General features: G+C 27.5%; 18 protein-coding genes. 14 read left to right on the forward strand and 4 right to left on the reverse strand.

Annotated elements, in window-relative coordinates:
- The first annotated feature begins 196 nt into the window (after positions 1 to 196).
- The 4 genes from TY07_RS18390 to glmM all read left to right on the forward strand — a co-directional run bounded on the left by TY07_RS18390 (position 197) and on the right by glmM (position 5,236).
- Positions 197 to 649 (forward strand): hypothetical protein, encoded by a 453-nt coding sequence (locus tag TY07_RS18390; protein WP_198134004.1) that lies wholly within the window; start codon positions 197 to 199, stop codon positions 647 to 649.
- Between the two features lie 325 nt (positions 650 to 974).
- The gene (glmS, locus tag TY07_RS13610) at positions 975 to 2,807 is read left to right on the forward strand and encodes a glutamine--fructose-6-phosphate transaminase (isomerizing) (RefSeq protein WP_042401075.1); all 1,833 of its coding nucleotides are present in this window, start codon (positions 975 to 977) and stop codon (positions 2,805 to 2,807) included.
- Between the two features lie 119 nt (positions 2,808 to 2,926).
- On the forward strand, positions 2,927 to 3,859 hold the full coding sequence (locus tag TY07_RS13615) for an LCP family protein (protein WP_042401078.1): 933 nt from the start codon (positions 2,927 to 2,929) through the stop codon (positions 3,857 to 3,859).
- A 33-nt stretch (positions 3,860 to 3,892) separates the two neighbouring features.
- The gene (gene glmM, locus TY07_RS13620; RefSeq protein WP_042401081.1) at positions 3,893 to 5,236 is read left to right on the forward strand and encodes a phosphoglucosamine mutase; all 1,344 of its coding nucleotides are present in this window, start codon (positions 3,893 to 3,895) and stop codon (positions 5,234 to 5,236) included.
- 105 nt (positions 5,237 to 5,341) lie between these two features.
- Here glmM and TY07_RS13625 read toward each other — a convergent pair whose 3' ends face one another.
- The gene (locus tag TY07_RS13625; RefSeq protein WP_042401083.1) at positions 5,342 to 8,359 is read right to left on the reverse strand and encodes a glycoside hydrolase family 2 TIM barrel-domain containing protein; all 3,018 of its coding nucleotides are present in this window, start codon (positions 8,357 to 8,359) and stop codon (positions 5,342 to 5,344) included.
- Positions 8,360 to 8,621: 262 nt separating this feature from the next.
- Here TY07_RS13625 and TY07_RS13630 point away from each other — a divergent pair, with 262 nt between their 5' ends.
- On the forward strand, positions 8,622 to 9,458 hold the full coding sequence (locus TY07_RS13630; RefSeq protein WP_042401086.1) for an AraC family transcriptional regulator: 837 nt from the start codon (positions 8,622 to 8,624) through the stop codon (positions 9,456 to 9,458).
- A 184-nt stretch (positions 9,459 to 9,642) separates the two neighbouring features.
- Here TY07_RS13630 and TY07_RS13635 read toward each other — a convergent pair whose 3' ends face one another.
- Complete coding sequence (locus tag TY07_RS13635) at positions 9,643 to 11,010, reverse strand: MFS transporter (protein WP_042401089.1); 1,368 nt, start codon at positions 11,008 to 11,010, stop codon at positions 9,643 to 9,645.
- A gap of 275 nt (positions 11,011 to 11,285) precedes the next feature.
- On the opposite strand from TY07_RS13635, the gene TY07_RS13640 reads away from it, so the two are divergent.
- The 5 genes from TY07_RS13640 (at position 11,286) to TY07_RS13660 (ending at position 15,393) form a co-directional block, all read left to right on the forward strand.
- Entirely contained in the window at positions 11,286 to 12,281 is a 996-nt protein-coding gene (locus TY07_RS13640; protein ID WP_042401092.1) for an ADP-ribosylglycohydrolase family protein, read from the forward strand.
- Positions 12,278 to 13,279, forward strand: a complete 1,002-nt coding sequence (locus tag TY07_RS13645) for a PfkB family carbohydrate kinase (RefSeq protein ID WP_042401094.1) — start codon at positions 12,278 to 12,280, stop codon at positions 13,277 to 13,279. The genes TY07_RS13640 and TY07_RS13645 overlap by 4 nt, the downstream gene beginning before the upstream one ends.
- A gap of 17 nt (positions 13,280 to 13,296) precedes the next feature.
- Positions 13,297 to 14,010: a nicotinamide riboside transporter PnuC gene (gene pnuC, locus TY07_RS13650; protein ID WP_042401097.1), complete on the forward strand. Its 714-nt coding sequence runs from the start codon at positions 13,297 to 13,299 to the stop codon at positions 14,008 to 14,010.
- 143 nt (positions 14,011 to 14,153) lie between these two features.
- A complete protein-coding gene (locus tag TY07_RS13655) occupies positions 14,154 to 14,411 on the forward strand; it encodes a hypothetical protein (RefSeq protein ID WP_042401100.1) in 258 nt (85 codons plus the stop codon).
- A gap of 7 nt (positions 14,412 to 14,418) precedes the next feature.
- The gene (locus tag TY07_RS13660) at positions 14,419 to 15,393 is read left to right on the forward strand and encodes a sensor histidine kinase (protein ID WP_198134005.1); all 975 of its coding nucleotides are present in this window, start codon (positions 14,419 to 14,421) and stop codon (positions 15,391 to 15,393) included.
- A 44-nt stretch (positions 15,394 to 15,437) separates the two neighbouring features.
- Here TY07_RS13660 and TY07_RS13665 read toward each other — a convergent pair whose 3' ends face one another.
- Complete coding sequence (locus TY07_RS13665; RefSeq protein ID WP_042401103.1) at positions 15,438 to 15,707, reverse strand: hypothetical protein; 270 nt, start codon at positions 15,705 to 15,707, stop codon at positions 15,438 to 15,440.
- A gap of 303 nt (positions 15,708 to 16,010) precedes the next feature.
- Between TY07_RS13665 and galU the strand changes: the two genes are divergently transcribed.
- From galU to TY07_RS18620, 4 genes are all read left to right on the forward strand, one after another.
- The gene (gene galU / locus TY07_RS13670) at positions 16,011 to 16,880 is read left to right on the forward strand and encodes a UTP--glucose-1-phosphate uridylyltransferase GalU (RefSeq protein ID WP_042401106.1); all 870 of its coding nucleotides are present in this window, start codon (positions 16,011 to 16,013) and stop codon (positions 16,878 to 16,880) included.
- A gap of 57 nt (positions 16,881 to 16,937) precedes the next feature.
- Positions 16,938 to 17,081 (forward strand): hypothetical protein, encoded by a 144-nt coding sequence (locus tag TY07_RS18395; RefSeq protein WP_156327850.1) that lies wholly within the window; start codon positions 16,938 to 16,940, stop codon positions 17,079 to 17,081.
- A gap of 64 nt (positions 17,082 to 17,145) precedes the next feature.
- Complete coding sequence (locus TY07_RS13675; protein WP_042401109.1) at positions 17,146 to 18,126, forward strand: LCP family protein; 981 nt, start codon at positions 17,146 to 17,148, stop codon at positions 18,124 to 18,126.
- Between the two features lie 305 nt (positions 18,127 to 18,431).
- Positions 18,432 to 19,244 carry a VanZ family protein gene (locus TY07_RS18620; protein WP_052330739.1) on the forward strand — a complete coding sequence of 271 codons (813 nt, stop codon included), beginning with the start codon at positions 18,432 to 18,434 and terminating at the stop codon, positions 19,242 to 19,244.
- Between the two features lie 258 nt (positions 19,245 to 19,502).
- Here TY07_RS18620 and TY07_RS13685 read toward each other — a convergent pair whose 3' ends face one another.
- The gene (locus tag TY07_RS13685; protein ID WP_412221769.1) at positions 19,503 to 20,333 is read right to left on the reverse strand and encodes a mechanosensitive ion channel family protein; all 831 of its coding nucleotides are present in this window, start codon (positions 20,331 to 20,333) and stop codon (positions 19,503 to 19,505) included.
- Between the last annotated feature and the right edge of the window lie 256 nt (positions 20,334 to 20,589).

Genomic DNA, 20,589 nt, shown 5'->3' on the forward strand with positions numbered 1-20,589 from the left:
GGAAAGTGGTGTTATGGGGGCATTATGGTTTTTATATACATTATTAATAATTAGTATCATGGCACCTTTATTATATAAATTAAGTTGGAAAATAGTAATGCCTATAGCCATATTATTAAATATATTAGTACCTAAATATAATTAAATGTTTTCAATAAGTAGAGCTTGCTTCTTTTTAGTATTCTATTTAATTGAAATGTATACTAGAGATATATATAATAAAAATGGTAATAATTTATTTAAGGTTAGAAAAATAAGTGTAATAATTTCTTTTGTTTTAATATTAATATATACATTTATTGTTAGTACAGGTGTAACTATTAATATTCATTTTAATGGTTTATATTTATTTATATGTGGGATTTTGGGCGCCATATTATTGGTGTATATTGTAAACAATATATCTCATAATAGTATTATTGCTAAAATTTTATTGCTTTTAGGAAAACATTCAATGGATATATATTTATTTTCGTGGTTTTTCCAAATAGTATCTATGATAGTAATAGTTGAAATATTAAATATAACTAATTATAATATATTTTTCATTAGTAACATATTAGTAGGGTCATTATGTCTTCCATTTTCAATATATATAATAAGAAATGTTAATATATTCAAATTATTGTTTTTAGGGCATAAAATCTAAATATGATTATTTTGTAATACTCAAATATTGATAAATATTTTTAGGTGTTATGGAATTACAGTTTAATTAAATAAGTTTATGTAAAAACGTAAGTGTATTGATTTAGTTAAATAAAAATTAAATTAAGGTCATATTGAAAAAATATAACAAAAAACTTTTAAAATTTACGTTAAAAGTTGTATGTTACTATTATTTTTATCAAAAAATATAACATAAATATGTTATAATTTGAAGAAGAAAATTTTACTATTATTATAAATAGATAAATAAGTAGAAAAAATACTCAAGTTATAATAATAAGAGTTAATAATAAGGAGAATAAAATATGTGTGGAATAGTAGGATACATTGGTAAAAGACAAGCAGCTGATTTATTAGTTGAAGGTCTTTCAAAATTAGAATATAGAGGATATGATTCAGCAGGTGTTGCAATCATAGAAGATGAAAGAATAAGCGTAAGAAAACTTAAAGGAAGATTAGCAAACTTAGAAAATGATTTAAAGGCTAATCCAATCAATGGACATATAGGAATAGGACATACTAGATGGGCAACTCATGGAGAGCCATCTGATGTTAATTCACATCCACATTCAAATGGAAATGCAACAATTAGTGTTGTACATAATGGAATTATTGAAAACTACATGAAATTAAGAGAGTGGTTAACTTCAAAAGGATATGAATTCTTATCTGAAACAGATACAGAAGTTATACCAAACTTAGTAGATTACTACTATAAAGATGGAAGAAATCTTTTTGATGCAGTAGTTAAGGCAACTTCAAAATTAGAAGGAAGCTTTGCAATTGGAGTTATTGCAAATAATGAGCCAGATAAAATTATTGCAGTAAGAAAAGATAGTCCACTTATAGTTGGATTAGGTGAGGAGGAAAGCTTTATAGCTTCGGATATACCAGCAGTTTTAAATCACACTAGAGATATATATCTTTTAGAAGATAAAGAATTTGTTATCTTAACTAAAGATGGTGTTGAACTTAGAACTGAAGATGGTGAAAGAATTGAAAAAGAAGTTTACCATGTAACTTGGAATGTAGATGCTGCTGAAAAAGGTGGATATGAAGACTTTATGTTAAAGGAGATTCATGAACAACCAAAGGCAGTAAGAGATACGTTAGCAGGGAAGATTCAATTAGGAAAAGAAATTGAATTAGATAATGTTAAGTTTAGTAAGGAAGAATTAGAAAACTTTGATAAAGTTTATATAGTAGCTTGTGGTACAGCTTATCATGCAGGTGTTGTAGGTAAAACAGTTATTGAAAAACTTGCTAAAATTCCAGTAGAAATAGATGTTGCATCTGAGTTTAGATATAGAGATCCATTAATAACAGATAGAACTCTTATAATAGTAGTATCTCAATCAGGAGAAACAGCAGATACTCTTGCAGTATTAAGAGATGGTCAAAGACAAGGAGCTAGAGTTCTTGCAATAACTAATGTTGTCGGTTCTTCAGTATCTAGAGAAGCTGATGATGTAATTTATACATTAGCAGGGCCAGAGATTGCAGTTGCATCTACTAAAGCTTATGTAACTCAATTAGCTGCATTTTATATCTTAGGATTATACTTTGGTAGATTAAAGGAAACTATTTCGGTTGAAGAAGCAGAAGCTATTAAAGCCGAAATGTTAACTATTCCTGAAAAGATAGAAATAGCTTTAGAAATGAAGGAAGAACTTCAAAAGTATGCTGATAAACACTATAATCACAGAGATATTTACTTCTTAGGAAGAGGATTAGATTATGCAGTAGCAATGGAAGGTTCTTTAAAACTTAAGGAAATATCTTATATTCACTGTGATGCATATGCTGGGGGAGAATTAAAGCATGGACCAATTGCATTAATAGATAAAGGAACTGCAGTTATTACATTATTAACTCAAGAAGCTTTAAAAGACAAGATGGTTTCTAATGTAAGAGAAGTTTCTACAAGAGGTGGAAATATTTTTGCAGTAGTTAATGAAGGAGACACTACAACTAAGGACGTTGTTGATTCTTTAGTTTATATTCCAAAGACTATTGATTTATTAACTCCAATGGTAAGTGTTGTACCACTTCAATTAATATCTTACTATGTTGCAAAGCAAAAGGGATGCGACGTAGATAAGCCAAGAAACTTAGCTAAATCAGTTACTGTAGAATAGTTTTTAGTAATTAATAATTTAAAATGCGATATAAATCTATATTATATCGCATTTTATAATACTATATTAATAGAGAAAATAAAGGTATTTAAAAGGTAAGGAATTTGGGGGAAGAGAATATGGTAAAAAGTAAGAAGGTAGCTATATGGGCTACTTGTATAGCAGGTATTTTAATTTTTGTTTTAGTGGGAGCAACAGTTTTTTATGGAAATTATCTATTAAATAAAATAGATAAGGTTGAAATAGATAAAGAGAATGTTGGAATAACTGAAGAGGTTGAAGAAAAGTTATCTCAATATGATGATAAGATAACTAATATAGCTTTATTTGGAATAGATGCCGAAGAGGGTGGAGTAGGTAGATCAGATTCTATAATAATTGCTACATTAGATTTTCATAATAAAAAGTTAAAGCTAACTTCAATAATGAGGGATTCTTATGTAGATATAGATGGATATGGAACAGATAAAATAAATCATGCATATGCATTTGGTGGAGCTGAGCTTGCTATCAAGACTTTAAATCAAAACTTTAATTTGAATATTGAAGATTTTGTTGCTGTAAATTTTACTACTATGCCTAAAATTATAGATAAGATAGGTGGAATAACAGTAGATATTACTAGTGAAGAAGTATCATATATTCAAGGAATAGAGAGTGCTGGTACTTATAATTTAACGGGAGATCAAGCTCTTGATTATTCAAGAATTAGATATGCTACTGGTGGAGATTATGTAAGAACAGAAAGGCAAAGAACTGTATTGACTAAAATCTTTGAGAAAATTTTAGCTATGAATCCAACTAAATATCCAGGATTATTAAGTGAAGTTTTACCTATGGTTAAAACAAACTTTAATTCAGCTGAAATATTAGAATTAGGAACTGAAGTTTTATCTATGGGAGTAGCTTCATTAGAACAAGAGAGATTTCCTTTAGATGGATATTGCGAAGGAAAAATGATTGATGGAATTTATTATTTAACATTTGATAAGGATGCAACAGTAAATCAGTTACATGAATATATATTTGAAGATAAGAAAATCTGGGAATAAGATTAGATAAAAATAAAGATGAGGTAAACAGAAATGGGAAGAATGTTTGGAACAGATGGTGTTAGAGGAATAGCTAACACAGAATTAACTGCAAAATTAGCATATAATTTAGGAAGAGCAGGAGCTTATGTATTAACAGAAGGGACACATAAACCAAGAATATTGGTGGCTAAAGATACAAGAATATCAGGAGATATGTTAGAATCAGCTTTAGTAGCAGGTATACTTTCAGTTGGAGCAGAAGCTATAATTTTAGGTGTAGTGCCAACTCCAGCAGTAGCACATTTAACAAGAGAATATAATGCTGATGCAGGAGTAATGATTTCAGCATCACACAATCCAGTAGAATATAATGGAATTAAATTCTTTGATGGAAAAGGATACAAGTTATCTGATTCATTAGAAGATGAAATTCAAAGAGTAATAGAATGTGGATTTGAAGGAGTACCAAGCCCAGTTGGTGAAGGTGTGGGTAGAGTTTATAGAGAAGAATCTGCATTAAATGAATATATAGAATATGCAAAAAGTACTATAAAAACTGATTTTAAGGGATTAAAAGTTGCTTTAGATTGTGCTAATGGTGCTGCATATAAAGCTGCAGTTAAAGCTTTTAGAGCATTAGGGGCTAGAGTTTATGTAATTAACGATAATCCAGATGGGAATAACATAAATGAAAATTGTGGATCAACTCATATGGAAGAATTAATGGATTATGTTGTTAGGAAGAAATGTGATATTGGTTTTGCTTTTGATGGTGATGCTGATAGATGTTTAGCTGTTGATGAAAAAGGAAACATGATTAATGGAGACTTTTTATTAACGATATGTGCTAAGGCATTAAAAGAAGCTGGACAATTAAAGGATGATACTTTAGTAGTAACTGTAATGAGTAACTTAGGATTAGATATTGCTGCTAAAAGAGAAGGAATTAATTTAGTTAAAACTAAGGTTGGAGATAGATATGTTCTTGAAGAAATGCTTAAGGATAATTATGTATTAGGTGGAGAGCAATCAGGGCACATTATATTCTTAAACCATAATACTACTGGAGATGGATTAGTTACAGCACTTCAAGTAGCAGCAATAGTTAAGGAAAGTGGAAAGACTTTCAGTGAGCTTGCTGGAGTTATGAAGGAATTACCACAAGTATTAGTTAATGCTACAGTTCCTAATAATAAGAAGAATATATATTTAGAAGATGAAGAAATTGTTAAGGCTATTAATGAGGTTGAAGCTAAACTAAATGGAGTAGGAAGAGTTCTTATAAGACCATCAGGAACTGAACCATTAGTAAGAGTTATGCTTGAAGGGGAAAATCAAGAAGAAATAAATGAAATGGCTAATGGATTAGTTGATTTAATATTAAGTAAAATTTAATTAAACTAAAATGTAGTAAAGTAAATCCAAGTTAATAAGAAAAGTCAAGCTTTAAAGCTTGACTCTTTTTATGGGGATATATAGTACATAGATAAAAGATTAATATTATAAAAATTTTAAATAAAAATTATACGAAAATTCACTTTCATTAAATCTATATTCATCAGGTAAATCAGGACCACAGCTATTTGAGCCAATACCACTTTGCTTATAATCAATAATTAAATAAGTTAAATTCTCCTTATTTAATTCAAAATTATGATTAGTATTAGTTAACTGATTAACAGAAAAATGTGAAGCATTAAAAGCAAAATCATTTTCAGATAAAACATAGATCGTTTTCTTAGTATTACTAATAGAAACCTCTCTACAGAAATGATGACTTCCATTTTCCTGAGGTTTTATATAATCTTCATGCATTTCAGAAACAGTAGAATTAAATCTGCCTAAATAGCATGATGAATTTTTATCTATATAATTTTCATATGGGCCAAAGCCAAAGTAACTTACATGTTCATATGATTTATTTAATTTTAATTGTACTCCAAAACGTGGCAAGTAAGGTGTTTTCATATTTTTATTAGCCTTAACATCACATTTAATTAAACCATATGGGTAAATGCTCCAAGTTACTATAAGATCAAGAACCTTTTCTCTATATGGAGGAATTAAGCATAAGGAACTAATTATTTCAACTTTGTTTGAATATGTCTTAATTTCATTATTATATACATGTGTTGTAATTTGATCAAAACCAGCTTCAATCCAATCATTTTTTATTTTTCTATCATTATCTGTAGGTGCTCTCCAAATAATGAAGTCCATAGGATTATCTATAAATACTTCTCCTAATGATTCGATAAAGTCAAAGGAAGCGGTATTTTTATTATATATAAAATTAAAATCTGAATTTGTAATTTTAATTTTGTTAAGTGTTGCTTCTATATAAAACTTTTCACAGGTATCATTAATTTTTGTTAATTTAGTTATAGATGATATGTTTTCAGCATCATTTTTTATAATAAATTGATCATGGCCTAAAATTGTATCTTTTTCATAAAGTGAATTATTATATTTTACACTGTATTCAAATAGTATAGTAACTATTCCCTTTGGTAAATTTGATATATTTAAGTCATACCATTTTTCTTCTTTTGCTTTTAGGCTTTCTAATATTAATTTATTAGATGAAAGTAAACAACCATCTAAATACACTTTATAAGTAATATCTAAGAAGTCATTGATATTTTTAAAATCAAGCATATTTTTTAGTTTAACTTTTTTATTAGTTTGGTCTAATTCTAACGCTCTTACAGGTCTGTTAACATTTTTAAATTCTAATAATCCTGTATGAGGAGTTCTATCAGGATAAACTAAACCATCAACACAGAAGTTTCCATCATGATTTACTTCTCCAAAATCTCCACCATACCCATATGCTTTTTTACCATCTTTATATTCTTTCATAAGTAGGGCATGGTCACACCATTCCCAAACATAGGCACCTGCAAATTCATCATGATTTTGAATAAGTTCATCATACTCATTTAATCCACCAGGGCCATTACCCATTGCATGTGCATATTCACATAATATTAATGGCTTGTCTATACCTTTTTTAAAGTAATCTTTAATTTCATCTATGCTTGGATACATTCTGCTAATAACATCAAGGTTAGAAAAATCATTTTTCCTTTCTTTATTAGCGTAAAATGCACCTTCATAATGTAATGGACGTGAAGAATCTAATTTTCTAGCATGTTTAGCTCCACTTTCAAAGTTGATTCCAAAGCCTGATTCGTTTCCAAGTGACCACATAAAAATGCAAGATCTATTTTTAAAAGGAACTATAGAAGAGTCAATTCTATCTACAATAGCATTTTCATAAGTTTTATCATCAGCTATCATATTATAATTATCTAAATATCCAGCTCCATATAATTCAACAACTCCATGAGTTTCAATATCAGCTTCATTCATAACATAAAATCCATATTCATCGCATAATTCATAAAAGATTGGAGATTTAGGATAATGAGATGTTCTTATAGAATTAATGTTACATTCTTTCATTAATTTTAAATCACAAAGCAAGTCATCATAAGTAACGGCATATCCTTTAACTGGATCAGAATCATGGTGATTAACACCTTTCAATTTTATAGGAGTATCATTAATCTTTAAAATTGAATTTTCTATTTTGATTTCTCTCATTCCTATTTTTTCTTTTATAACTTCATTTTCTGTTTCTATTAGTAATGTATATAAATTAGGTGACTCAGCATCCCAAAGTTCTACATCAGTAATATCTATTTGTAAGTTATTATCATTTATGTCTCCAGAAGAAATTATAGTATTATCTGGATTTAATAAAGTATATTTAATATGTGGATTACCAATAGTTGAAAGAATTTTAAGATTTAATTTTCCTTTTTTAGATGATACGTTTACACTAGGAGTAATCTTATAATCAACAATTCTTGACTTTGATCTTGTTAGTATATATACATCTCTAAAAATACCTGACATTCTAAATTTGTCTTGGTCTTCAAAATAAGTGCCATCACACCATTTTAAAACTAATACTGTAATAGTATTTTTACCATCAACTAAGAAGTTTGTAATATCAAATTCAGATATGCTATGAGATATTTGACTATAGCCAACAAACATATCATTTATCCAAAAGTAAAAACATGAATCTACTCCTTCAAAGTTTATATGATAATCATGTGATTCAGAATTTATTTTAAAATCAAATTCCTTTTTATAAATTGCACATGGATTATCCTTAGGTACAAAAGGTGGATTATAAGGAATAGGATATTTAACATTTATATATTGGTTATAATCATAGCCATTCATTTGCCAAACAGATGGCACATCAATTGAATCTGAAAGATTAATTTCGCTAATATTATTAAAGTCTTTAATTAATTGTAGGCTATTGAAATAATTAAATTGCCATTTTCCATTAAGTGAAAAAAAGCTAGTTTGCTTATTTCTATCCTTAATATTAATAGCTTCATCAGTATCAATAAATGGAACATAGTAACTTCTTCTTTGCATCATGTTAATATGCAGTTTATAAAGATTTTCGTGGTATTCATTTAATAGTGGCATATTTCCCTCCTAATATATTTAATTTAATTATGGTATAATGAATCATAATTATATATAAGTATTTTTTTTAGTATTTTTTCTTGTAATTTAATATTAATATCCAGATTAATCTTTTGAAATAGTTATAAGGTTCTAAAATATGGTATAATGTTTCCATTATAATTTTGTGGTTAATAATAGGGGCCTTATTAAACTTTTATAAATGAGATTGAGAAAAGACTTAATATAAAATCAATTAGTTTTATAGGTTTGGGAGGTATATATGCAAATACTATGGAAAAAATATACTAAAGAAAATTTTGAAATGAATGTAGATGAGTGTGGGATAGAGCAAGGCATTCCAGGCTTTGGCTATAAATATGAAGTGTTAAAAAATGCAGTTATACATTATATAACTAAGGGGCATGGTACATTTAAATTTAATGATAAGGTATACAACCTAAAACAGGGTGATGTATTTATATTATTGAAAGGAATGAAAGTTGAATATATAGCATCTATAGATGATCCTTGGGAATATTATTGGATAGGTTTTAGTGGTTCAAATGCTAATGAATATTTAAATAGGACATCTATAATTGATTCTTATGCTGCTACGTGTAAAGAAGACTCAAAAATTCCATGTATAATATCAAATATGTGTGAAATATCAAAAACTTATAATCCTTCACGTTCTGATGATATATTATTATTAAAGGAACTTTATTCTTTATTATATGCATTTATAGAAGAATTTCCAAAGGCTTTTGAATATAAGGACAAAGAACTACATACATATATCCAAGAAGCAATTAACTTTATTAATTCTAATTATATGAAAAGTATAACTGTTAATGATATTGCTGAGCATGTTAACTTAAGCAGAAGTTATTTATATAAAATGTTTATGAAAAATCTTAAAGTTTCTCCACAGAAATATCTTATAAATCTTAGAATGTATAAAGCAACATTATTATTAAAAGGCACTAGAATTCCAATAGGAGAAGTTGCAAGCAAAGTTGGATATAGTGATTCCTTATTATTTTCAAAAACATTTTCAAAGTATTTTTCAATGTCGCCATTGAATTATAGAAATAATCAAACGAGTGATAATAAATAGTTATAAATGATTTGATGATTACTTTAAATTTTAAAGTTAATTTTAAATGTTTACGAGTTGTTTAGAAAATAAAAAATATAAATATAAGAAGGAGTATTTAAATTGAATTGATTAATTCAACCTAAATACTCCTTTTAATATAGTGAGTATAAAAATTTATTTTAATATACCTTTTTAATTCTATTTAGTTACTCAATCTTGTAATTCCATGTTTTAAATCATCAACTATTGCATCATATTCTGCTTCTGATAAATTGTATTTTCTTAATAATAAGAAGCTTGTTATTATAATTATACATGGAACCAAAGTTTGAATTATGTGTATTCCATTTAATGTAAATATAGATTGAGTAGAATTTGCTTTATAGCCAATATACGCTAGAATGTATCCACATAAAGAACCTCCAATTGCATTTGAAATTTTACTTTTAAAGATATTTAGGGAAAATATCATACCTTCTGATCTTTTTCCTGTTTTCCACTCACCATATTCAACACAGTCAGTAACCATTGAAGTTAAGGTAATATATCCAGCTCCATCAAAAATTCCACATATGAAATTTATAGCTATCATTGCATATAAAGAAGAATATGATAGTAAAAATATTAAAAGTGATCCAGTAGCACCAACTAATAATCCTAAAAGAGCTGTATTTCTTTTTCCAAGTTTTTTTGTTAAATATGGAGATATTAATCCCCCTAATATACTTGCTACTAAAGTAATTGAAGTTACAACAGGAATCATCATTTCTGAATTAAAGTTATATTTAATATAATATATAGATATTGTATTTTTTATTGAGCCACTTAATTCTAGTACTAGCATTGATAATAATACTATTCTTAAAGGTTTATTTGTCTTTAATAATTCTATAAATTGTTTAAAGCCTTGTTTTTCTTTTTTAGTAGAAGTGCTACTAATTTCTTTAGTTCCTAAAGCTGTAATCCAAGTAAGTATGGTTGCAAAACAAACATAAATTATTGCTACTGTTGTCCAGTTTTTAAGAATTGATACAAGTGGAATAGTAAGTGTAGAAATTATAAATCCACCAACATATGCAACTGTTCTTGCAGATGTAACAATCTTAGTTTTTCCTTCAGAGGATCTTGTAAGATTTGCAGATAGTGACCAATATGGTATGTCCATAGCAGTAAAAGATATTCCCCAGAAGATATATGCTACATATATCCAGATAATTTTATTACTATAAGTTAAGTTTGGTGATGAAAAGCACATTATTGTTGCAAGTCCAACAAAAATAGGAACTATAAATAAATAAGGTCTACTTTTACCAAGTTTAGTGTTTGTATTATCAACTATAACCCCCATGATAGGATCTGTTATAGCATCTATAATTCTTGCTACTAAAAATAATGTACCTACAGCAGCTGCACCTACTCCAAAATTATCAGTTAAAAAAATTAGAAGGTAGGAACTAATTAATGAATATATTATATTATTGCCTAAGCTTCCTGAACTATAAGTAAGTAAAGTCTTTATAGAAACATTATCATTTTTATCAATTTTTTTATTATCTATTAGCGTATTCACACTCTCACCTCTATATTTCTTAATAATATCCTTAGATACCTGTTTAATTAAACATTGAATAGAAATCGATTTCTCAGTTTTCATATATATTATTACAAAATTTTTAGTTTAATAATATAGCATTAAGTTTCTAAAATATTGATTTATATTTCCTAATTAAAAAGATTAATTATATATTGACACAACAATACAAGTGTATATACAATTGAAACAAAAGAAATGTTACACAATTGGATATAAATTCAATAAAGGTGGCGGATACAGGAGTGATAATAGTGAGAAATAAAATTGCAGGAGCTATATATGGAATGGCACTAGGGGATTCCATGGGAATGCCTTCAGAACTATGGGGAAGAGAAAAAGTAAGAAAATATTTTGGAAAGATTGAAGGATTATTAGATGGACCTAAAGAAAATAGTGTAGCTTGCAATTATAAAAGAGGACAATTTACAGATGATACAGGACAAGCACTTGTTTTAGTAGATTCATTAAATAGTACAAACTTTAAACCTAATTCTAAAGATATTGCAGAAAGACTTTTAAAATGGGCTGAAAAAGAAAAGGCATTTGAAAATAATATTTTAGGACCTACTTCAAAGGTTGCATTAGCTAATTTTAGAGATGGGATAGATTCAAAAGCAGTTACAGATAAGGCTTTATCAAATGGATCAGCCATGAGAATTGCACCAATAGGATGTCTTTTTAATGCTGCTGATAAAGAAAGGATAGCTAACTTTGTTTATGGAGTTTCAGAAGTAACTCACACTAGTGATATATCAATTGCAGGAGCGGCGATGATAGCAGTAGCTGTTAGTTCAGCTATCGAAAATACTGACTTTGAAGCTGTCCTAAAAGATGTTTTTGAAATGGAGCCTATTGCTAGAAAGTTAGGTGCAGAAACCTTTAGTCCATCATTAACAGAAAGAATAAAATTAGGTATTTATTTAGCTAAGGAATATAAGGATGATGAAGATTTATTTTTAGAAAAACTATATGACATAGTTGGAGCTGGTGTAAATATTAGCGAGTCTGTTCCAGCTGCAATTTCTATAGCTTACTATGCACAAGACCCTAATAAGTGTGCGGTGCTTTGTGCAAATTTAGCTGGAGATACTGATACTATTGGAGCAATGGCAACTGCAATTTGTGGAGCTTTTAAGGGAATAGATTCTATAAAGAAAGAGTATATTGAAGTCTTAAACGAAGCAAATGATGTTGATTTTAATAGATATATTTCTATCTTAATGGAAGGAAGGAGTTGCATTAAGTGAAGACTTTAGTACTTGGAGCTGCCATAGTAGATATTATTATGAAAATACCTAAGCTACCTAAAAGTGGTGAGGATGTTTTATGTACTGAAAGAAAAGTAACTGTAGGTGGATGTGCTTATAATGTTGCAAATATCTTGAGAGGATTTAATGTGGATCATGATTTATTTGTGCCAATAGGATCTGGAATGTATGCAGATATAATAAGAAAAACATTAAGTGAAGATGGGTATGATGTTTTAATAAGTGATTCAGAAATGGACAATGGATATTGTTTATGTTTAGTAGAAGATGATGGCGAAAGGACATTTATTACTGTTAAGGGCATTGAAGGGCTTCATAAAAAAGAATGGTTTAATAGCTTAAATATGAGTGAATATGAAAATATATATGTAGCTGGCTATCAGCTTTGTGAAGATAAGGATGACATAATAGCAAATTGGTTAATAGAGCAAAAGGACAAGAATATATTTTTTGCACCAGGTCCAGTTATTAATGATATAGATAAAAATACAATGAAAAAGATATTTTCAACTAATCCAATATTACATCTTAATGAAAAGGAAGCTTTGGATTTTACTAAAAAGGATAATGTGAATGAGAGCATTTTATATTTATACGAATTAACTAAAAATACTGTATTCATAACAGTTGGTGAAAGAGGAACAGTACTTTATGATGGGCAAGAAATTGTTCATATAAAGGGTGAAAGAGTTAATGTTGTAGATACAATAGGGGCTGGTGATAGTCATATTGGTGCAATTATTTCAGCATATTCTTTAGGGGTATCTAAGGAGGTTTCTTTAGTGGATTCAAGTAAGCTTCATTCCAAGGATTCAAGAGATATTTTTTTTGATGACTCACAGGTAGGGTGTTTAGAAAATAATGTTGGATATGATTTTGTGTCTGGATGCAAATTAGCAAATAAGGTAGCTGCAGAAGTAGTGCAAATACAAGGGGCTAAGCTGAGTAAAGAATGTTTTGATAAATTTAAAGTATAAAGCGGGGGAATATTATTATGGATAAAATTAAAAATTATTTCGCAGATTGGACAATGTTTGAAAAGTTATGGCTAATAACAGTATGTACAATTATGACGGTTATTTGGTACTTAAATGGGGATGCACCATTTTTATTGGCACTAACTTTAACTGGCAGTCTTAATTTAGTTTTAGGTGCAAAGGGAAAGATAGCAGGATTATATTTTGCAATTATTAATTGTTTATTATATTCATATCAATGTATGGGAGTAAAGCTTTATGGAGAAGTAATGTATAATATGTTATTTAGTATTCCTGTTAGTGCTATAGCCATATATTTATGGAATAAAAATAAGGATGATGATGGGAAAATACGCTTTAAGGTTATGTCTGGTAAGTTAATAGTATTAACTTTTGCTGGTACATTAGTCTGTGTATTCTTATATGCTAGAGTATTAAGTTTATTAGGTGGAAATTTGGCATTTATGGATTCTTTAACAACTGTGGTTTCTGTTGTAGCTAGTATTCTTTATTTAATGAGATTTTCTGAGCAATGGTTAATGTGGGTTGGGGTAAATGCTTTATCAATAGTAATGTGGATAATGGTATATGCATCTGGTGATAAGAGTGCACTTATTATAATAGTTATGAAGCTTACTAATTTATTGAATTCTTTATATGGTTATTATAACTGGAAGAAAATTGCGAAACAAACTACCTACAAGGTACAGAATTTTACGGAAGCAAGCTAATGCTTGTTTCTTTTTTTTATTTTGAAGAATATTTTTGCAATGTTAAAATTATGTAAAAATTGTGAAAAAGCTTAAAATGAGCAATATAGTAGTATAATTGTAAATAATATTCAAAAAACAATGGATTATCAAAGGTGATAAATATGAGGATGAGTATAAAAGAGATAGAGAAAAATGCACTAAAGATAAAATCAAATAAAGTTAGAGAGTTTATTTTTATAATGGTAGTTACAATAGTTTTATTTTATGTACTTAGGGTGTTTAACCGTAATAATAGTGTTGGATATGTATATTCTGTAGCTACGTTTATTAGGGTGATTAATACATTAATGGCCATTATATCAATAGTAATTTGTTTAATATTATATAAGAAAACAAATGATCAAATTATGTTTACTTAATGAAATTATGAGGATTTTAGATAAAGAAGGAACTTGGAGGGGAGTATTAAAGAGTAATGAAGGCAATTCAATAATTGATTGTTTTATTCAACTTATTCATTCAGATGAAAATATTGATAAAAATGAAATATTAGTTATTTACGTAGATATAACAGAGAGAATTAAGTTAGAAACAGAGCTTAATTTCCATAAAATTAATGATATAAAGAAATCAGAATTTATTTCAGTATTATCTCATGAGTTGAAAACCCCTCTTAATGTTTTTTACTCCACAGTACAGTTGTTAGAAAAAACAAGGAAAGTTAATGAAGAGAAATTTTCAAAAGTATATGATAAATATAGTAGTTCTTTAAAAGTAAATAGCAAAAGAATGCTAAGGATTATAAATAATATAGTAGATACAACGAGAATAGATACTGGAGAATTTAGAGCTGATTTTGGAAATTATGAAATAGTTTCTTTAGTAGAAGATATAGCAATGTCAACAGTATCCTTTGCGAAATCTAAAAATATAAGTATTGAATTTGATACAAATGTAGAGGAGCATTATATTAAATATGATCCAAGTATGATTGAAAAAATAGTATTAAACTTGATATCTAATTCTATTAAATATACTAAATATAGTAAGTATGGTGGAATTATAAAAATAGATATTATTTTAGAGGAGAAATGGATAAAAATATTGTTTGAAGATAACGGAATAGGTATTCCTTTGGAAATGAAAGATAAAATATTTGATAGATTTTTAAGGCTAGATAATTCTTTGAGAAGATTGAATGAGGGAAGTGGAATAGGGCTAAGTATAGTAAAATCTATGGTTGAAGTTCATGGTGGTAGTATTTCTGTAAATAGTATATTAAATCAAGGTAGTGTTTTTGAGGTTAAATTACCAAATACATTATTAGATAATTCTATAATGAATATATATAAGTTTAATGAAGCTAATACGGAGATTGAGTTATCAGATATATATAATTAGTATTTTTACATTAAATGTTCAAAAAATCTTAGTAATAAGAATTCTTAAAAGTTAGAATTCTTATTATTAAGATATTTATCTATATTTAAGGGTGGATCTTCTAATTTAGCAGCAGCTTCAATTTTATGTCTATAAAATAAAAATATTATTGAAGGTAATGCTGATAAAGCAAATATGAAATATACTAAAATTGATATTTTTTCTTTCGGATTTAAATAAAGTGACATATATATTGTAAAGAATATCATGAAAATCATAAATAAAGTCCAAAGCCAACTTAAAAATTTTAAAGCCACTAAAAGAAAGTTCTTCATAAAATATCGCTCCTTTATTTGTCACAAGACTTAATTATAATAAAATTATATAACAAATAAAGATAATTTACTATATTTAACAATTAAGGGTAAATGTATTATCTGCGAATATTGTAGATTTTTCAACATAGGATATGGAGAATAATTCTAGTATTATTATAATTAATTATGAAAAATAGTTAAAATATATTGCAAATATTGAAACTAGTCGCAAAAATGGACAACATAGATAATTATTAAAGTGATATAATTATATATGTTTTTAAGAGAAAATAAAAATTAATATATAAAGGGATAATAGTGATGGAAAAGAGAATAAGAAAAGCAATAATACCAGCAGCTGGTCTGGGAACTAGATTTTTACCAGCAACAAAAGCACAACCAAAGGAAATGTTACCAATAGTTGACAAACCTACTTTACAATACATTATAGAAGAATGTGTTGCATCAGGAATAGAAGAAATTCTTATAATAACAGGAAGAAATAAAAAGAGTATAGAAGATCATTTTGATAGAAGTGTTGAATTAGAAATGGAACTTGAAAAAGCAGGAAAGCAAGAAATGCTTGAAATGGTTAGAGAAATATCTGATATGGTAAATATCCATTTCATAAGACAAAAAGAACCAAGAGGATTAGGACATGCTATACTTTGTGCAAAGACCTTTGTAGGAGATGAGCCATTTGCAGTACTTCTTGGAGATGACGTTGTTTATAATGATAACAAACCATGCTTAAAGCAACTTGTTGATTGTTATGCAGAATACAAAACTTCAGTTTTAGGAGTTCAAACTGTAGCACCTCAAGATGTAAATAAATATGGAATAGTTGGTGGAATACATATAGAAGATAGAGTATATAAAGTAAAAGACTTAGTAGAAAAGCCAGCAGTAGAAGAAGCACCTTCTAATGTTGCTATCTTAGGTAGATACATAATTACACCAAAAATATTTGAAATATTAGAAAATACTAAACCAGGTAAGGGGAATGAAATTCAACTTACTGATGCATTACTTGAACTTATTAAACATGAAGCAATGTATGCATATGATTTTGAAGGAAGAAGATATGATGTTGGGGACAAATTAGGATTCCTTCAAGCAACTGTAGAATATGCACTTAGAAAAGAAGAATTAAGGGATGGATTTATAGAGTATTTAAAAACTATAATATAATTTCTTTTATTTCCCTAGAAGAATTATTTTCTTCTAGGGAAATTTAATTATGATGAAATGACTAAGCATTTAACCATAGAAAATTATGAAGAAGATTTACATAAGAATATGGAAGTAGCAATTTCAAACTTGTATATAAGTAATAGATGTAATATTATTGTTTTAGATAAGTTTAAGGATTGTAAATTTAATTTTGTATAATAATATAAACAAGTAGGTATTAATTATTTATAAACTTATAATTAGTTATATAAGGAGTAGAGTAATGAAAAAGAATAAAAGCAAAAAGATTGTATTATGGATATTGGCAATTATTTTAGTTGTTGTTTTAGGGGCAGTTGGAGGAGCATTTATTTATGCAAATTCATTATTTAATAAGATGGAAAAGGTAGAAATAGATAAAGATAATGTTGGAATTACAGAAGAGGTTCAAGAAAAATTATCTGTATATGATGATAAGGTAACAAACATAGCTTTATTTGGGATAGATGCTGGAGAAGATGGTATTGGTAGATCAGACTCTATAATGATAGCAACTATAGATACACATAATAAGAAGTTAAAACTAACATCAATAATGAGAGATTCTTATGTAAATATTGATGGACATGGATTAGATAAGATAAATCATGCTTATGCATTTGGTAAATCTCAATTAGCTATTAAAACTTTAAATGAAAACTTTGATTTAAACATTGAAGATTTTGTTGCAGTAAACTTTTCATCATTACCTAAAATAATAGACAAAATTGGTGGAATAGAATTAGATATAGATTCAGAAGAATTAAAATATATTAATGGTTATATAAGTGATATAAATTCAGTTAATGGAACAAATTCTCCAGGAATAACAACTACTGGACTTCAGCATGTAGATGGTACTCAAGCAATGGGATATTGCAGAATAAGATATACTTCTGGTGGAGATTATAAGAGAACTGAAAGACATAGAGAAGTCTTAACTAAGATATTTGAAAAGATATTAAGTATGTCACCAACATCTTATCCATCATTATTAAATGATTTATTACCAATGGTTAGCACAAGTCTTGATGCAGGTGAAATAATGGATTTAGGTAATAAAGTATTAAGTATAGGAAATACAAGCTTAGAACAAGAAAGATTCCCAAGAGATGGGTACTGTGAAGGTCAAATGATAAATGGAGTATATTATTTAGTATTTGACAAAGAAGCAACTGTAAATCAGTTACATGATTATATTTTTGAAGATAAGAAAACTTGGTAATAATAAATAGTGCCCCTGTTGTCAATTTAATATTTAGATTGACAACAGGGGCAAAAACATATATTTCTATTATATGGGACTAAATAAATATATTAGTATTGGGATATTATTTAGTTTTATATAAATATAATTTATTGAGTTTAAGTACACCTAATTGGAGAAGCATAACAATAATAAAGGGGAATTGATTATTGTTAGTAGGGTGAAGAGGAGTATTTTACTGTTTATAGTTTATTAATGAATAAATTGGTAAGAATAATTGGTATAACTTTATAGGTTTATGTTAATTAAAAGGGGGGACAGGTATGAAGAAGAAATTAAGTATAGTATTATGTATATTGTGGATGGGATTTATATTTTATAATTCCAGCCAACCAGGAAATCAGTCAAATGAAAAAAGTATTAAGGTACTTAATATGATAAAGGAATTTCAAGATAATGCACTTGATATGATTCGTAAAATAATAAATGGTAATAATAGTTCAAGCTTAAATAGATATATAGTTTATAATGAAAGTACAAGAGAAATAATTGTTCCAAATAGTACTGTTAATTGGGGAAAGTGTAATGAAGGAGAGATAAGTAATATATTTATTAGTTATGATAATAGTGAAAATTATAACAGTATAGAGTTGTGTTGGATAAATTCAGATAATGTGGAAAGCATATCTTCAAATAGGATAAAAATTAATAAAGTAACTCAAGAATCAAATGATATTTTTAAAAATAGAATGATTAGTATTGATAAAAGTGATATTAAGAATTTGCTTATTAAAGTAAGAGATAGGATAAAGTCATTTGTGTATGAGCATTTCAATAATTTTAATGTTTTTGTTAGGAAATCTGCTCATGCATTTGAGTTTTTAGTACTTGCTATACTTTTATTATGGGCAATGGCCTGTCATGAAATTAAAGGAATGAAGGCAGTTATTTTTACATTATTAATAGTTTTATTTTATGCAATGACAGATGAATTTCATCAGTTATTTGTACCAGGAAGAGGGGCTAGTATTAATGATGTTATGATTGACTTTATTGGTGGAGTAATAGGAAGTATTTTATATAGTTGTGCTAGTTGGCTTTGTAATGTTAAAGTAAGTGCTTTTGAAAAAGTCTAATTTAGAAAATATGCGTGCCTTCAGGTAGGACTTAATATTTAGGTCTTATCTGGAGGTATTTTTTATGTACAGAAAATATAAAAAATTTCAAGTCGTAAAGATAGTTATATCGATAGGTTTTAAGAGTTATAGATATAGGTTTGACACTATGAAGTGGGAATTATCATATCTAGATGGTGTTATAATAAAAACGCCTCCCGTGTAAATCTATTTATTAGATGATAACAGGAGGCGAATTTATTATCTTACATAAAAATATTATTTAGATAATCCTTCATTTTTTATATGTAAATCCATTTGTGGGTATGGAATACTAATATCTTCATTGTCAAAGGCAACTTTTACAGATTCAAGTAAGTCAAAATGTACCTTCCAATAATCACTATTATTAACCCAAACTCTTACTACAAAGTTTATAGCACTATCACCATGATTAGAAAGAGCAATAAATGGTTCTGGTGTTTTTAAGATTAAGTCATGAGCTTCCACTATATTAGATAAAACTCTCTTAACCTTTAATATATCTTGTTCATATCCTACACCAAAAGTTAAATCAACTCTTCTTAATTCTTTAGCAGAGTAGTTTACTATACTTCCATTTGCTAAGGTTCCATTTGGTACAAGTATTAATTTATTATCAACACTTACCATATGTGTATAGAACATACCTATTTTTTCAATAACACCATTATGTCCAGCACCTTCAACATAATCGCCAACGTTGAAAGGTCTTATTAATAAAATTACTAAACCACCAGCAAAGTTAGATAAACTTCCTTGAAGAGCAAGCCCAATTGCAACCCCAGCAGAAGCAACTAATGCTGCAACACCAGTTGTTTTAATTCCTACATATTCTAAAACTACTAAGACTACTAGACCTTTTAAGATTACTTCTAAAAATGTATCTAAAAATGATCTAATAGTTACATCTACATTTCTTCTTTCTAGAGCTTTGTTTAATATGTTAACTATTTTTTTAGCAAGTTTCCAACCAATCCATAGTAAAAATATTCCTATAATTAGCTTTATACCATCAGTAGTTGCCCAGTTAACTATTTTTCCTAAAAATTTTTCTAAACTCATAGTTATAAAGAACCTCCTTTTTTATTATAAGCTATTTTATTATATAGTATTTTTAGTAATTATTACAATGTAATTATAAAAAGTGTTTTAATAAGTGATTTTTGTATATATTTAGTAGAATTTGTAATTGTTTAAATATTCTAAAAAAAATATACTTAAATAGACATCAATATACATTTTCCTCAGGGGGAAATGAAAACAACTCCTTGATAATATCATGAGTAAAATATCATTATGCAAAAATAATACGGTTTCATAAAAT

Source organism: Clostridium saudiense, from assembly GCF_000577815.1.
Lineage (GTDB): Bacteria > Bacillota > Clostridia > Clostridiales > Clostridiaceae > Clostridium > Clostridium saudiense.

What these genes read in the sequence shown, in the direction of transcription:
- TY07_RS18390 (WP_198134004.1), top strand. Translation starts at nt 197, where the DNA reads ATGTATACTAGAGATATATATAATAAAAATGGTAATAATTTATTTAAG.
- glmS (WP_042401075.1), top strand. Translation starts at nt 975, where the DNA reads ATGTGTGGAATAGTAGGATACATTGGTAAAAGACAAGCAGCTGATTTA.
- TY07_RS13615 (WP_042401078.1), top strand. Translation starts at nt 2,927, where the DNA reads ATGGTAAAAAGTAAGAAGGTAGCTATATGGGCTACTTGTATAGCAGGT.
- glmM (WP_042401081.1), top strand. Translation starts at nt 3,893, where the DNA reads ATGGGAAGAATGTTTGGAACAGATGGTGTTAGAGGAATAGCTAACACA.
- TY07_RS13625 (WP_042401083.1), bottom strand. Translation starts at nt 8,359, where the DNA reads ATGCCACTATTAAATGAATACCACGAAAATCTTTATAAACTGCATATT.
- TY07_RS13630 (WP_042401086.1), top strand. Translation starts at nt 8,622, where the DNA reads ATGCAAATACTATGGAAAAAATATACTAAAGAAAATTTTGAAATGAAT.
- pnuC (WP_042401097.1), top strand. Translation starts at nt 13,297, where the DNA reads ATGGATAAAATTAAAAATTATTTCGCAGATTGGACAATGTTTGAAAAG.
- TY07_RS13655 (WP_042401100.1), top strand. Translation starts at nt 14,154, where the DNA reads ATGAGGATGAGTATAAAAGAGATAGAGAAAAATGCACTAAAGATAAAA.
- TY07_RS13660 (WP_198134005.1), top strand. Translation starts at nt 14,419, where the DNA reads ATGAGGATTTTAGATAAAGAAGGAACTTGGAGGGGAGTATTAAAGAGT.
- TY07_RS13665 (WP_042401103.1), bottom strand. Translation starts at nt 15,707, where the DNA reads ATGAAGAACTTTCTTTTAGTGGCTTTAAAATTTTTAAGTTGGCTTTGG.
- galU (WP_042401106.1), top strand. Translation starts at nt 16,011, where the DNA reads ATGGAAAAGAGAATAAGAAAAGCAATAATACCAGCAGCTGGTCTGGGA.
- TY07_RS18395 (WP_156327850.1), top strand. Translation starts at nt 16,938, where the DNA reads ATGACTAAGCATTTAACCATAGAAAATTATGAAGAAGATTTACATAAG.
- TY07_RS13675 (WP_042401109.1), top strand. Translation starts at nt 17,146, where the DNA reads ATGAAAAAGAATAAAAGCAAAAAGATTGTATTATGGATATTGGCAATT.
- TY07_RS18620 (WP_052330739.1), top strand. Translation starts at nt 18,432, where the DNA reads ATGAAGAAGAAATTAAGTATAGTATTATGTATATTGTGGATGGGATTT.